We start from the raw sequence: 14,411 nt of genomic DNA on the forward strand, positions 1-14,411 counted from the left end.
GAGCGGCTTTGGCTGCGCCATCGGCCATGGATATGGCCGGAGCGGCCAAAGCAGAACACTATTTCCCGGCGTGTCGCGACACGTCGTGATGGGCCAACAGCCTGGTGCTGGCTGGCCAAGGAGAGAATTATGTTGAGAATGATCGTTGCCATGGGGCTGACCCGTTGGCGTTATATTGGCCTGTGGGCTTCCATCCTGCTGACCGTGGCCAGCGTTGCCATCTTGCTGGTGAACGGCCTGACACTGGGGCTCGATTTTACCGGCGGGATCCTGCTGGAGTTTCATATCCAGACCCTGAAAGAGGCCCATGAGCTCAATGCCATGCTGGTCTCCCCGCTGGCGGGAGCCGTTGAGCTGAGCTCGGCCGGTATTCCCGGCGAGTGGCTGATCAAGCTGCCCCCCCACGAACTTCCCTGGCCCGCGGCAGATCTCGCCACCATGCTGACCCAACAGCTGGGGATGCCGGTCGAGTTGCTGCGCACCACCATCGTCGGCCCTCAGGTGGGTGCAGAACTGTTCCAGCAGGGGATGCTGGCGGTACTGGTCGCTTCGCTGGCGATGTCGGCCTATCTGGCGTTTCGTTTCGAGTGGCGTCAGGCCATCGGCATCCTGCTCTCGGTGGTCCATGACGCCATCGTGGCGCTGGGGCTGCTGTCACTCTTTCAGATTGAATTCGATCTGAACATCATCGCCGGTTTGATGGCGGTGATCGGCTACTCCCTCAACGACAGCATCGTCATCTCGGACAGGCTGCGGGATCTGCTGAGCTCGCGTACCCAGATGGGCATCCACGAGTGCTCCGATGTGGCCATCAAGGCGACCTTCAGTCGCACCATGATCACCTCGGGCACCACCCTGTTTACCGTGGGCGCTCTGTTGTTGTTTGGCGGTGACGCTCTCTACGGCTTCTCCTTCACCCTGTTTGCCGGGATCCTGGTGGGCACCGTCTCTTCCATTACCGTCGCCTCGACCGTGCAGGAGCTGCTTGGGCTCACCCCGCAGGCCTACCAGAAGAAGAGCGAGGAGCCACTGGCCAACGCAGCCTGAACCTTGTTAATCAGACCCGGCTCAGGGTCTCAACAAACCGGGCCCCTGCCAACCATTGGCAGGGGCTTTTTCATCCCTCCTCTCTCGCCGCCCATTTTGTCGTTCGGCTCGCCTCAATTGACAACTGACCATATTGAAAGCAATGACGGATCAACCCGTCATTTTTAATAACAAAAAGGTCATTTTATTACGTCAGAAACCATAAAATGTGACTGAAAGCACTTTCTTGAGGGCTCAAAGGAGGCAACATTGTAGTGATTTATCTACAAAGGGATATGAGATGTTGTTACAACCTGCCAATACAGCAAAATCCAGACAGTTGCTGAACGAGACCATGGCTTTGGTACTCGCAGGAGGGCGGGGTAGTCGCCTCAAACAGTTAACCGACAACCGTGCAAAACCTGCCGTTCATTTCGGCGGCAAATTCCGCATCATCGATTTCGTGCTCTCCAACTGCATCAACTCCGGCATCCGTCGGGTCGGTGTCGTGACCCAGTACAAATCCCACAGCCTGTTGCGCCATCTCCAATCGGGCTGGTCTTTCCTGCGCTACCAGATGAACGAGTTTATCGATCTGCTCCCTGCCCAGCAGCGGGTGGATGAGGTGAACTGGTATCGGGGTACCGCCGATGCGGTCTACCAGAATCTGGATATCATCCGCGATCACGCCCCCAAATATGTGGTGGTGCTGGCAGGCGACCACATCTACAAGATGGATTACGCCGCCATGCTGCTCGATCACGTCAATATGGGCGCCAAGGTGACCGTTGCCTGCATCGAGGTGCCACGCAGTGAAGCAAGCGCCTTCGGGGTAATGGCGGTGGATGATGATCGCAAGATCAATGCCTTCGTCGAAAAGCCCGCCAACCCGCCAGCCATGCCGGGCAAGGCCGACACCGCGCTGGCCTCCATGGGCGTCTATATCTTCGATGCGGAGTATCTCTATCAGCTGCTGGAAGAGGACATTGCCAACGAGCAGTCCCATCACGATTTCGGCATGGACGTGATCCCCCGCGTGGTGAAAGAGGGCACCGCATTCGCTCACCCGTTTGGCATGTCCTGTGTCGGCTGCTGTCCGGATCGCCGCCCCTACTGGCGCGATGTGGGCACCGTGGACTCCTTCTGGGAGGCCAATATGGATCTCGCTTCCGTCACGCCTGAGCTGGATATCTACGATCAGGACTGGCCCATCTGGACCAGTCAGAACATGACTCCTCCCGCCAAGTTCGTGCAGGACCGAAACGGCCAGCACGGCATGACCATCAACTCCATGTTTGCCGGGGGCACCATCGTCAGTGGCTCTTTCATCCTGAGTTCGGTGCTCTTTACCAATGTGCGGGTCGACTCCTTCTGCACCCTGGATCAGGCCGTTATCTTCCCGGGAGTGGAGATAGGTGCCGGTTGCCGACTGCGCCGGGTGGTGATCGACAAGGGGTGCAAACTGCCGGAAGGCACGGTGATCGGTGAAAACGCCGATGAAGATGCACGTCGCTTCCACCGCTCCGAGCAGGGCATAGTGCTGGTCACTCAGGGGATGCTCACTCGCCTGAACAAAGAGCTGCAGGGAAAACAGAAGTGCTGATCCGCAGCCAGACGGGATCCCCCTTCCTACCGCAAAGGGAGCCATAATGGCTCCCTCTTTCTATGGCTGACCTAGCCACCTCACACCATCATTGCCATCGCGTTGCAGTCTCCCAGAGATACCATTTACTGTGGGTAAACAGCTGGGCAACGCAGCCTTCACGCCCTCAAGTCGTAAACATTAAATTACACAAAAACCATTAACCCTCCGAAAAATCCTCTGTATTATTCCTGTTCGCGCTATATAGCAGCTCCTTTATCTGACTTTTTAGCGGTAAACCCACTAGTTTCACTTGATTGTTTGTTTTTCCTTGGTAAGGTGATGGCGGTTGCGTAACAAAGCAGGTACCAGTGTAAATATATAGGTACAACCGCTTTTGGCTTAATACAGTAGAGAGAATGAAATCATGCAAAGAGACCCCCTGAACAACATCCATATCCAGTCCGAACAAGTGATGATCACGCCTGCCCAGCTCAAGGAGAAGTTACCCATCTCCGACAAGGCGCTGGCATTCGTGCAAGGGGCCCGTAATACCATCGCCGATATCATTCACCGCCGCGATCACCGGCTGCTGGTGATCTGTGGTCCCTGCTCCATCCACGACATGGACGCCGCCAAAGAGTACGCAACCAGACTCAAAGCGCTGCATGATGCCTATCAGGACTCTCTCTACATTGTCATGCGGGTCTACTTTGAGAAGCCGCGCACCACGGTCGGCTGGAAAGGCTTTATCAACGACCCCAATCTGGATGGCACCTTCGATGTGGAGCTGGGGCTGCACCGTGCCCGCGAGCTGCTCTGCTGGCTGGCGGAGCTGGAGTTGCCGCTGGCCACCGAAGCGCTCGACCCCATCAGCCCGCAATACCTGGCCGAGCTCTTCTCCTGGTCAGCCATCGGCGCCCGCACAACCGAATCCCAGACCCACAGGGAGATGGCGTCCGGCCTCTCCATGCCGGTCGGCTTCAAGAACGGCACCGACGGCAACCTGGGGACCGCCATCAATGCGCTGCAGGCGGCCTCCTCCCCTCACGCCTTTATGGGGATCAACCAGCAGGGTCAGGTTGCGCTGCTGCAGACCCAGGGCAACCCGGATGGCCACGTGATCCTGCGCGGCGGCAAGCACCCGAACTACGACTCGGTCAATGTGTCGCTGGCGGAAGAGGCACTGGAAAAGGCGGGCCTGCTGCCCGGTCTGGTGGTAGATTGCAGCCACGGCAACTCCAGCAAGGATCACCGTTTGCAGCCCAAGGTGGCCGACAACGTCATCCACCAGATCCAGGAGGGCAACCGCTCCATCATCGGGGTGATGCTCGAATCCAACCTGTTCGAGGGAAACCAGTCCAGCGAGCAGCCCAAGGAGCAGATGCGCTACGGGGTCTCCATCACAGATGCCTGCATCGACTGGGACACCACCGCCACCCTGCTGGCCCGCTGCCACAACCAGCTGGCTGACCCCCTCAAGGGCAGAACTGCACGGTAAGCCGTGGTATCTTGTCGTAACCTATTGAACAATCTGGGTATCACCGCTGGTGGCATCAAACCGCTCATGCCGTGATACCTTGTTGCATCTTGATTTTCAGGGCGCCGCCGCTCGCGGCGCCAGCAGGGACTGGATATGGCTGAAGAGTTGAATGTACTCAGGGACAAGATAGATGCGGTGGACAAGCAGCTGATCGATCTGCTGGCCGCCCGTCTGGCCCTGGTGGGAGAAGTGGGTGAGGTAAAGAGCCGCCACGGCCTGCCCATCTATGCACCGGATCGGGAAGCGAGCATGCTGGCCCGCCGCCGCGCCGAGGCCGAGCAGTTGGGAGTGCCCGGCGATCTCATCGAAGACGTACTGCGCCGGGTGATGCGCGAATCTTACGCCAGCGAGAAAGATACCGGCTTCAAATGCATAAAGCCGGATCTTGGCAAAGTGGTCATCATCGGTGGTCAGGGCCAGCTTGGCCGCTTGTTCGGCCATATGTTCAGCCTCTCAGGCTATCGGGTCGAGACGCTGGAACAAGCCGACTGGCCGCGCGCTGACGAGATCCTCGCCGGAGCCGGTCTGGTGATGGTGGCGGTGCCCATCGATATCACCTGCCAGATCATCGACCGCCTCGGCAACCTGCCCGCCCACTGCCTGCTGGTCGATGTCACCAGCGTGAAAGCGGCGCCGCTCGAACATATGCTGACGGTGCACCAAGGGCCGGTACTGGGACTGCACCCCATGTTCGGGCCGGATGTGGCGAGTCTCGCCAAGCAGGTGATCGTCTGCTGTCAGGGTCGTGATCCCGCCGCCAGCCAATGGCTGCTGGATCAGATGACCATCTGGGGCGCCCGCTTGCAACAGGTAGAAGCCAAGGCCCACGATGAGGCGATGACCCTCATTCAGGCACTGCGTCACTTCGCCACCTTTGCCTATGGCTGGCACCTCTCCCGGGAGCAGGCCAATCTGGATCGCCTGCTGAGTTTGAGCTCCCCCATCTACCGGCTGGAGCTGGCCATGGTGGGGCGGCTGTTTGCCCAAGATCCCCACCTCTATGCCGACATCATTTTGTCGTCACCGCAGAATCTGGCGATGATCCGCCGCTACTACCAAAACTTCGGCGAAGCGCTGGGGCTGCTGGAGCGGGGGGACAGGGACGGTTTCATCGATGCCTTCTCGCAAGTCTCCGGTTTCTTCGGCGAGCATGCCGACCAGTTCCTGCGTGAAAGCCGCATGTTGCTCGCCCAGGCCAACGACCGCCGCCAACACGGCTGATCCTGCAAAAGTAGTAACAACTCATGCCACTCGGAAGGAGCCGCCACCGTTCATAACTGGATGCGAGCCAAAGATCTCCATTGGAAGGGGCGATTAAGCGTGCGGGTTGTCATTAACAATGGCAACCCGCTTTGCAACTAGTCTCGAAGCAAACCCAGTCCTACCTAATCGTCGCCATCTGCCGCACACATCGCTGTTCTCTGTCATCCACCCGCTTGGCAAACCAGGCGGTGGTGAGGTTGCGGGTAATTTTCGGGCTCTTTAGCTGAATGCCGGGCAGGATGGCGCGGGGCAGTCGCTTGCCCGCTTGCTTGTCGGCCAGGGTAAAGATGCGATGGTAGAGATCGGTCTCGGCAAATTCGGCGGTATCCCCTTTGCGAAGGCTCTGGTGAATAGCCTGCTTGCTCATATTGACCCGGTTGGCGAGGGTGTAGACGGCAAGCTCGGTATTGCCCGGCAGATCCGAGTCATAGCGGATCAGATCCCCGTCCAGCGCCAGAGTTTTGCCACTCAAACGGCTGACGGCTGCCTGAAAGGCGGCATTGCGACTGGCGTACCAGCCGGCGTTGAAATCGGCAAAGCGGTAGAGGGTATCCGGGTAGTCGGCGGGATAACCGAAGATATGTTTGGTGCCAAACCAGATGCCGCCGCGACGGGTAAAGACTTCGTGGCGGATGGAATCCTTGATTGGATAGGGGTAGCCACGGGCGTTGGCCTCGGCAAAGGCGATGCTCACCTGCATCGGGCCGCCGGTATGCACCGGGTTGAGGTTGCCAAACAGCGTCTTGCCCATCGGCAGCATGCTGATCATATCTTCGAAGATTTCACTCATCTCCCGTTCGGTACGCAACTTGTCGATGCGCTCGGCATAGCTCTTGCCGGTGGGCGAGTTGATGGAGAGCGCGGCCCGCACCATAAATTCGGGGATCAGCAGCTTGGCTGCCCGTGAGTTGATCTCTTTCCAGGCGATCTTGCCAAGGCCCGGCACCACGGGGTCGGCCTGATAAGTGGCTTCCTGCTCCGCCACCGCCAGCACGCTACAGACATTGTGATCATTCACCGTCACCCCCTGGGTGGTGAGCGCCGTCACCACGTCGTTGGCCCACCCTTGTTTGTCAGGCACCTGACGGGGCAAGAAGCGCACGATGCGGCTCTTCATATCCGCCGGTTTGCGCGGCTGCATGGCAGGCGGCGTTTTGGGGTTGCTCACGCTCACCTCTTTGGCAGGCGCGGAGGCGGGATCACTGGCACAACCAGCCAGCAGCAAGGCGGAGCAGAAGGCAAGAAGACGACAGGAAGGCAAAGCGGTCATAAGCATGTCCATTTTTTGTTGGCCAGACAGGCAGCGCCGCTGGCACTGCACTGACAAGCAAAGTGGGGCCATTGTAGAGGATTGCCTGCTGCAGTTGAAACCCGCGCTCGCAGCGTCCCCTCCCCTTGCCAGCTTTTGCCACCCCACGCGCCATCCGTTGTCTCCGATGCGTAACTCATGACCTTCCTCAATGACTCACCCGGCCCGAACCGAACGCTTAGCGACAGATAAAAAGAAACCCCCGCCATCGCTGGCGGGGGTTGGGCGTCTGGCAAGTCGGGCTGATGCCCGCTGCAAACTCTTAGCGGTTTTTCACCTTCTGGTGCAGCTCCTGCACCGAGTTGACATTGGCGGTGGCATCCACGCTGATGGCCATGCAGGTGGCAAATGCCTCATTCATGGTGGTGGTATACGCCACCTTGTTCTGCAAGGCTGCGCGACGCAGCTGCTTGGAGTCCTGGATCGCCACCCGCCCTTCGGCGGTGTTGACGATGTAGGTGTACTCGCCATTTTTGATGCGGTCGAGAATGTGCGGGCGACCTTCGTGCACCTTGTTGACCAGGCGCGGGTTGATGCTCGCTTCACCCAGCGCGACCGCGGTGCCGTGAGTGGCATCCAGCTCGTAGCCCAGCTCCAGCAGCTTGGCGGCCAAGTCGACCACCTGCGCCTTGTCGCTGTGACGCACTGACAAGAGGGCACGACCCTCTTTCGGTACGGCGTGGTTGGCACCCAGCTGCGCCTTGGCATAGGCCTCGGCAAAGCTGCTGCCCACACCCATTACCTCACCTGTGGAGCGCATCTCCGGCCCCAGCAGCGGGTCAACTCCCGGGAACTTGGCGAACGGCAGTACCACCTCTTTCACCGAGTAGTAGGGTGGGATGATCTCTTTGGTGAAGCCCTGTTCTTGCAGCGACTGACCGGCCATCACACGGGCGGCAATCTTGGCCAGCGGGGCGCCGGTCGCCTTGGAGACGAACGGCACGGTACGGGCGGCACGCGGGTTCACCTCGATGAGGTAGATGTCATCGCCCTTGACCGCGAACTGCACGTTCATCAGGCCGATAACGCCGAGCTCCAGCGCCAGCTTGCGCACCTGCTCGCGGATCTCGTCCTGAATCTTCTTGGACAAGGTATAGGGAGGCAGGGAGCAACCGGAGTCACCGGAGTGGATACCGGCCTGTTCGATGTGCTCCATGATGCCGCCGATGACCACATCGGTGCCGTCGCAGATGGCATCCACGTCCAGCTCGGTGGCATCGTCCAGGAAGCGGTCCAGCAGTACCGGCGATTCGTTGGAGACGCTCACCGCCTCGGCGAAGTAGCGACGCAGGTCGGTCTCGTCATAGACGATTTCCATGGCGCGGCCACCCAGCACGTAGGAGGGGCGAACCACCAGCGGGTAGGTGATCCGCTCTGCCAGCAGCACGGCCTGCTCCAGCGCGGTGACGGTGCCGTTTTCCGGCTGCTTGAGGCCGAGGCGCTCGACGGCAGACTGGAAGCGCTCGCGGTCTTCGGCGCGGTCGATGGCATCCGGGCTGGTACCGATAATCGGCACGCCGTTGGCTTCCAGTGCTCGGGCCAGTTTCAGCGGGGTCTGGCCACCGTACTGAACGATGACGCCCTTGGGTTTTTCGATGCGCACGATTTCCAGCACATCTTCCAGGGTCACCGGCTCGAAGTAGAGACGATCCGAGGTGTCGTAATCGGTAGAGACGGTCTCCGGGTTGCAGTTGACCATGATGGTCTCGTAACCGTCTTCGCGCAGGGCCAGCGCCGCGTGCACGCAGCAGTAGTCGAACTCGATACCCTGACCGATACGGTTCGGGCCGCCGCCGATGATCATGATCTTGTCGCGGTTGCTCGGGGCCGCTTCGCACTCCTCGTCATAGCTGGAGTACATGTAGGCGGTGTTGGTGGCGAACTCGGCGGCGCAGGTATCGACCCGCTTGTAGACTGGGAAGATGTTGTGGCGGGCACGCAGTTTGCGCACTTCCCCTTCGGCCACACCGAGGATCTTGGCCAGACGGGCATCGGCAAAGCCTTTGCGCTTGAGGGCACGCAGGAAGTCGGCATCGAGACCGGCCATGCCGCGCTCTTTCACCTCTTCTTCCAGTTTCACCAGGTCTTCAATCTGCACCAGGAACCAGGGGTCAATCTTGGTCAGCTTGAAGATGCCATCCATGGAGAGACCGGCGCGGAATGCATCGGCGATGTAAAAGATACGGTCGCTACCTGCATCCTGCAGCTCGTGACGGATGCGGGTCAGGGAGTCCGGGGCATTGAGGTCAACCATGGGGTCGAAGCCGGTTTTGCCGGTTTCGAGGCTGCGCAGCGCCTTGTGCAGGGACTCCTGGAAGTTGCGGCCGATGGCCATCACTTCGCCGACCGACTTCATCTGGGTCGTCAGACGGTCGTTGGCACCGGCGAATTTTTCGAAGTTGAAGCGCGGCACCTTGGTGACCACGTAGTCGATGGCCGGCTCGAAGGAGGCCGGAGTGCGACCACCGGTGATGTCGTTCATCAGCTCGTCGAGGGTGTAACCGATGGCGAGCTTGGCGGCGATCTTGGCGATGGGGAAACCGGTCGCCTTGGAGGCCAGCGCAGAGGAGCGCGACACCCGCGGGTTCATCTCGATGATGACCATGCGGCCATCTTTCGGGTTGATACCGAACTGGACGTTGGAGCCGCCGGTCTCGACGCCGATCTCGCGCAGCACCGCCATGGAGGCGTTGCGCATCAGCTGGTACTCCTTGTCGGTCAGCGTCTGGGCTGGCGCGACCGTGATGGAGTCACCGGTGTGGATACCCATGGGGTCGAAGTTTTCGATGGCGCAGACGATGATGCAGTTGTCGTTGCGATCCCGCACCACTTCCATCTCGTACTCTTTCCAGCCGATCAGCGACTCGTCGATGAGCAGCTCTTTGGTCGGGGAGAGATCCAGACCGCGCTCGCAGATCTCGACGAACTCTTCGGTGTTGTAGGCGATGCCGCCACCGGAGCCGCCCATGGTAAAGGAGGGACGGATGATGCAGGGGAAACCGACCATCTGCTGCACGCCCCACGCCTCTTCCATGTTGTGGGCGATGCCGGCACGCGGGCACTCGAGGCCAATGCTGCGCATCGCCTTGTCAAAGCGGGAGCGGTCTTCGGCCTTGTCGATGGCGTCGGCGGTGGCACCGATCATCTCGACACCGAACTCGGCCAGCACGCCATGCTTCTCCAGCGCCAGTGCGCAGTTAAGAGCAGTCTGGCCGCCCATGGTGGGCAGGATGGCGTCCGGGCGCTCTTTCTTGATGATTTCGCGCACCACTTCCCAGGTGATGGGCTCGATGTAGGTGGCGTCTGCCATCTCCGGGTCGGTCATGATGGTGGCTGGGTTGGAGTTGACCAGAATGACGCGGTAGCCCTCCTCGCGCAGGGCTTTGCACGCCTGGGCGCCGGAGTAGTCAAATTCGCAGGCCTGGCCGATGACGATGGGGCCGGCGCCGAGGATCAGGATGCTCTGAAGGTCGTTACGTTTTGGCATGAAACTCTTTCCTCTATTCCTTAGGCGCGATACTGCTTAATCAATTCAATAAAGTGGTCAAAGAGACCGGCACAATCGTGCGGGCCCGGGCTCGCTTCGGGGTGACCCTGGAAGCTGAAGGCCGGACGGTCGGTACGATGGATGCCTTGCAAGGAGCCATCGAACAGGGAGACGTGGGTGGCGCGCAGGCAATCCGGCAGACTGTTCTCATCTACTGCGAAACCGTGGTTCTGGGCGGTGATCATCACGGTGTTGTCATCGAGGCTCTTCACTGGGTGGTTGGCGCCGTGGTGGCCAAACTTCATCTTGACGGTCTTGGCGCCGGAGGCCAGACCCAGCAGCTGGTGTCCCAGACAGATGCCGAACACCGGCGTGTTGGTATTAAGGAAAGCCTTGATGGCTTCGATGGCGTAGTCGCACGGCTCGGGGTCGCCGGGGCCGTTGGAGAGGAAGATGCCATCCGGGTTCAGCGCCAGTACCTCGGCAGCCGGAGTCTTGGCCGGTACCACGGTCAGGCGGCAGCCACGGTCAACCAGCATCCGCAGGATGTTGCGCTTGACGCCAAAGTCATAGGCCACCACGTGGTATTTCAGCTGGTCGGCATCCGGGGTGACGTGCCCCTTGCCAAGCTGCCAGCTCCCTTCGGTCCAGTTGTACGCTTCACCAACCGTCACCTCTTTGGCCAAGTCCATCCCCTTCAGACCGGGGAAGGCGCGGGCCTGTTCGAGGGCATAGGCTTCATCGACCTGTTTCCCGGCCAGAATGCAGCCAGCCTGAGCGCCTTTCTCGCGCAGGATGCGGGTCAGTTTGCGGGTGTCGATGTCGGCGATGCCAACGATGTTGTGAGACTTGAGGTATTCGGAGAGGGATTGCTGATTGCGGAAATTGGAGGCAAGTATCGGAAGGTCCCGGATGATCAATCCCTGTGCGTGGATTTGACTGGACTCTTCATCTTCGCTGTTGGTGCCGGTGTTGCCTATATGGGGGTAAGTGAGGGTGACTATCTGACGGGAATAAGAGGGATCGGTGAGGATTTCCTGATAGCCCGTCATCGACGTATTGAAAACCACTTCACCAACGGAACATCCCTCGGCGCCTATCGACACGCCTTTGAACACAGTTCCATCTTCCAGCACTAGCAATGCAGTGTGATTCAAGACAACCTCCAGTTATTTAGCTTTAAATTCAGCAATTTACCTGGGTGTTGCGGGCTCGGTTCCGGCCTTGGACAGGACTCGAACCCGGCAGATTTCTGGCAAATTGGGCGCATTCTACTTAAAAACGATCGCATTTCAACGTCTTTTCTCATCTGAAATGCATCTAAATTCAATAAACAAGCAACATTACCCATTATCTATGCACTCAATCGCTTTGCAACCCCCACCCTGAAAAGAAAAGGTAAAAGTTGCTATCAATCCAGACCAAGAGGCCGGAATTGATACAAAAAACAATTTTTAATCCTTAAAAAACAATGAAATGAAGTTCCATATAAAAAATATCAACACCTTCAAACAGCTTTTTCAGAGAGGATGAGTGGCTCTGAAAAATAGAAAACGTTTTTCTGTGTTTGAATTTTTAGTCTATTTTGATGGATGTAAAAAAATGCCCTGATAGGGGCTATTGAGGCCCAATTTCGTTACCAGCCGATGACATTTGTGCAATGGCAGATCCGGCGCAGCAGCAGAGAGGAAGGGTTTATGCCACTTCGCATGAAAATCGCTGCGTAAGCGCCATTTATACAAAATAACCAATAAAAAACCCCACATGAGCGGGGTTTTAGCAGACGAACGGGCCGGGCAGCCCCTTCGTGCGCACCACGGGGCCCCTGGTGTCAGCTGATGTGATTACTTGAGGCCGAGCACGTCCTGCATGTCATAAAGACCGGCACCCTGCTGACCAAGCCACTTGCCCGCCCGCACAGCACCGTTGGCGAAGGTCAGGCGGCTGGAGGCCTTGTGGCTGATCTCCACCCGCTCGCCGATATCGGCAAACATGACGGTATGCTCCCCCACCAGATCGCCAGCGCGAATAGTGGCAAAGCCGATAGTGTTGCGATCCCGCTCGCCAGTGATCCCCTCGCGACCATAGACGGCGCACTCCTTGAGATCGCGACCCAGGGTTTTGGCGACCACTTCACCCATGGAGAGCGCAGTACCGGATGGCGCATCCACCTTGTGGCGATGGTGGCCTTCGATGATCTCGATGTCGGTATAATCCCCCATCACCTTGGCGGCCTGCTCCAGCAGCTTGAACACCAGGTTGACCCCGACCGAGTAGTTGGAGGCGAACACGATACCGATCTGCTTGCCAGCTTCTTTCAGAGCAGCCTTGCCTGCATCGTCAAAACCGGTGGTGCCGATCACCATCTGCTTGTGGTGGGCCAGCGCAAAAGCCAGATTGGCTAGGGTCACCTCCGGACGAGTGAAGTCGATGATGAGATCAAACTCGTCACGCACCTTGTCCAGACTGTCACTGATCGCCACACCCAGATGGCCCAGCCCATTGAGCTCACCGGCATCGAGGCCGATCACCGCCGAACCCGGCCGCTCCAGTGCAGCCCCGACCACTACGCCATCGGTGTTGGTGATGGCCTCCAGCAGCACCTTGCCCATACGACCATTACAGCCCATCACGGCCACACGGATCGGATTGTCCATCTCCACCCTCTCATCTCTTTTAATTATGGAAAGAGACCGTTTTACCAGCCCGCGCCGGGTTTGAAAAGCCATGATGCCACCACTCCTTGCTGCACTCGCCAACGGCAGCGCCCACTGGTTGGCCAAGAACTTCCTTTTGGTCACAGGCCGTTTTTCATCGTCTCACTCCATCATTTGGCAGACCGGGTGCCATCTGATAGGTTCGAACGAGTGAAATGCCAGCATAAGCAAAATCAGGGCAACGCCCGTGTCGATATCAAATGAGGTGCAAGGATGAGCGCAGGATTGCTGTTTGCTGTGGGGTTGATATCACTGACCCTGGTCATGCTGGCCGCGGCTCTGCTGTTTGGCGGGCCGAGCCCGGCACCGGCGATGGCCAGCATCAACGACCCTTTCAAGGGGAGTGACTGGAGCAACATGCCACCTCTCTCAAGATACCCGGCGCGTGACGGCACGCAGCTGGCCTATCGGCACTATGGCGCAAAGGAGCACGCAGAGAACAACAAGGTCAAGGGCAGCGTGGTACTGGTTCATGGCTCTTCTGCCAGCAGCCAGAGCATGCACAAGATGGCGAGCGCCTTTTCGCAAGCGGGATACGACGCCTACGCCCTCGATATTCGCGGCCATGGCGCATCGGGCAACAAAGGCACCATTGCCTACATCGGCCAGCTTGAAGACGATCTGGAAGATTTCATCAAGTCGGTAGCCCCCGACAAGCCTGCAACACTCGTCGGCTTCTCGTCAGGGGGTGGCTTTGTGCTGCGCGTTGCTGGCAGCACGCGACAAACCCTGTTCGAGAGCTATCTGCTGCTCTCCCCCTATCTTGGCCCCACCGCCGCCAACTACCGGCCCAACAGCGGTGGCTGGGTGCGTATCGGCTTGCCTCGCCTCATCGCCCTGAGCATCCTCAACGGTTTCCATATTTCCGCACTCAACCATCTGACCGTGCTGAACTTTGCCCTCAATGATGAGGCGAAATCCCTGCTGACCCCCTCCTACTCCTTCAACCTTGCTTCGAACTTTCAGCCAGAGCGCGACTATCAGCAGAATTTGCGCAATGTGCAACGCCCCTGTGCAGTGATCGCGGGCGCAAATGACGAAGCCTTTCAAACAGATCAACTTGAACCTGAGTTAAGACGTCTTGGCATCTCCTGGCCTGTCACCCTGCTGCCCGGAATTGGCCACATTCCGCTGACGCTGGAACAGGATGCTCTCGCGACAGCCGTTCAGGCGGTGGAGAAATTGACACAGTAACCACACAGCCCAGGTCTTGTGTCCACGCGTTCTGGAAATATCCGCACCATGCTCACGTAGAGATAGAGATAGAGATAGAGATAGAGATAGGTGCGGCTGACGTTTGGCAGCGGGAGAAATCCCCAAGATGGCATGCAGAGATCTTATCGTTTCCCTCTTTCCTTATTAAAGGCACGCGATACCCCCAGATACCCGCGGACTGCGCCAGAACAGCAACGAACAATAATCAGCGCCAACTTATTTTTCCGAATATTCTTTTGATATCTCAATAACACCAGAATCATCAAACA

Annotated in this window: 9 protein-coding genes; 5 read left to right on the forward strand and 4 right to left on the reverse strand. The window is 58.5% G+C overall.

Translation table 11 applies throughout. The annotated features are described in order from the left end of the window. The first annotated feature begins 129 nt into the window (after positions 1-129). The 4 genes from secF (at position 130) to tyrA (ending at position 5,372) form a co-directional block, all read left to right on the forward strand. Positions 130-1,047 carry a protein translocase subunit SecF gene (gene secF / locus AB5Y99_RS03285; protein ID WP_005334046.1) on the forward strand — a complete coding sequence of 306 codons (918 nt, stop codon included), beginning with the start codon at positions 130-132 and terminating at the stop codon, positions 1,045-1,047. Between the two features lie 280 nt (positions 1,048-1,327). After that, on the forward strand, positions 1,328-2,629 hold the full coding sequence (gene glgC / locus AB5Y99_RS03290) for a glucose-1-phosphate adenylyltransferase (RefSeq protein ID WP_019445281.1): 1,302 nt from the start codon (positions 1,328-1,330) through the stop codon (positions 2,627-2,629). A gap of 406 nt (positions 2,630-3,035) precedes the next feature. Then, the gene (locus AB5Y99_RS03295; RefSeq protein ID WP_139407255.1) at positions 3,036-4,109 is read left to right on the forward strand and encodes a 3-deoxy-7-phosphoheptulonate synthase; all 1,074 of its coding nucleotides are present in this window, start codon (positions 3,036-3,038) and stop codon (positions 4,107-4,109) included. A gap of 135 nt (positions 4,110-4,244) precedes the next feature. Continuing rightward, entirely contained in the window at positions 4,245-5,372 is a 1,128-nt protein-coding gene (gene tyrA / locus AB5Y99_RS03300) for a bifunctional chorismate mutase/prephenate dehydrogenase (RefSeq protein WP_368208696.1), read from the forward strand. A 160-nt stretch (positions 5,373-5,532) separates the two neighbouring features. On the opposite strand, the gene AB5Y99_RS03305 is transcribed toward tyrA, so the two are convergent. From AB5Y99_RS03305 to dapB, 4 genes are all read right to left on the reverse strand, one after another. Further along, positions 5,533-6,684, reverse strand: coding sequence for a DUF1615 domain-containing protein (locus AB5Y99_RS03305; RefSeq protein ID WP_042056536.1), 1,152 nt, complete (start codon positions 6,682-6,684; stop codon positions 5,533-5,535). A gap of 301 nt (positions 6,685-6,985) precedes the next feature. Beyond that, positions 6,986-10,210, reverse strand: a complete 3,225-nt coding sequence (gene carB, locus AB5Y99_RS03310) for a carbamoyl-phosphate synthase large subunit (protein ID WP_368208697.1) — start codon at positions 10,208-10,210, stop codon at positions 6,986-6,988. Positions 10,211-10,230: 20 nt separating this feature from the next. Continuing rightward, a complete protein-coding gene (gene carA / locus AB5Y99_RS03315; RefSeq protein WP_163129928.1) occupies positions 10,231-11,367 on the reverse strand; it encodes a glutamine-hydrolyzing carbamoyl-phosphate synthase small subunit in 1,137 nt (378 codons plus the stop codon). A gap of 687 nt (positions 11,368-12,054) precedes the next feature. Further along, the gene (gene dapB / locus AB5Y99_RS03320) at positions 12,055-12,867 is read right to left on the reverse strand and encodes a 4-hydroxy-tetrahydrodipicolinate reductase (RefSeq protein ID WP_368208699.1); all 813 of its coding nucleotides are present in this window, start codon (positions 12,865-12,867) and stop codon (positions 12,055-12,057) included. Positions 12,868-13,140: 273 nt separating this feature from the next. Between dapB and AB5Y99_RS03325 the strand changes: the two genes are divergently transcribed. Next, positions 13,141-14,121 carry an alpha/beta hydrolase gene (locus AB5Y99_RS03325; protein ID WP_368208700.1) on the forward strand — a complete coding sequence of 327 codons (981 nt, stop codon included), beginning with the start codon at positions 13,141-13,143 and terminating at the stop codon, positions 14,119-14,121. Positions 14,122-14,411 lie beyond the last annotated feature (290 nt).

It is taken from the genome of Aeromonas sp. R4-2 (assembly GCF_040908295.1).
Taxonomy (GTDB): Bacteria; Pseudomonadota; Gammaproteobacteria; order Enterobacterales; family Aeromonadaceae; genus Aeromonas; species Aeromonas veronii.

Bases quoted from the DNA above. Each gene is read 5' to 3' on its own strand.
- AB5Y99_RS03305 (WP_042056536.1), bottom strand. From the start codon at position 6,684: ATGACCGCTTTGCCTTCCTGTCGTCTTCTTGCCTTCTGCTCCGCCTTG.
- tyrA (WP_368208696.1), top strand. From the start codon at position 4,245: ATGGCTGAAGAGTTGAATGTACTCAGGGACAAGATAGATGCGGTGGAC.
- glgC (WP_019445281.1), top strand. From the start codon at position 1,328: ATGTTGTTACAACCTGCCAATACAGCAAAATCCAGACAGTTGCTGAAC.
- secF (WP_005334046.1), top strand. From the start codon at position 130: ATGTTGAGAATGATCGTTGCCATGGGGCTGACCCGTTGGCGTTATATT.
- dapB (WP_368208699.1), bottom strand. From the start codon at position 12,867: ATGGACAATCCGATCCGTGTGGCCGTGATGGGCTGTAATGGTCGTATG.
- AB5Y99_RS03325 (WP_368208700.1), top strand. From the start codon at position 13,141: ATGAGCGCAGGATTGCTGTTTGCTGTGGGGTTGATATCACTGACCCTG.
- AB5Y99_RS03295 (WP_139407255.1), top strand. From the start codon at position 3,036: ATGCAAAGAGACCCCCTGAACAACATCCATATCCAGTCCGAACAAGTG.
- carB (WP_368208697.1), bottom strand. From the start codon at position 10,210: ATGCCAAAACGTAACGACCTTCAGAGCATCCTGATCCTCGGCGCCGGC.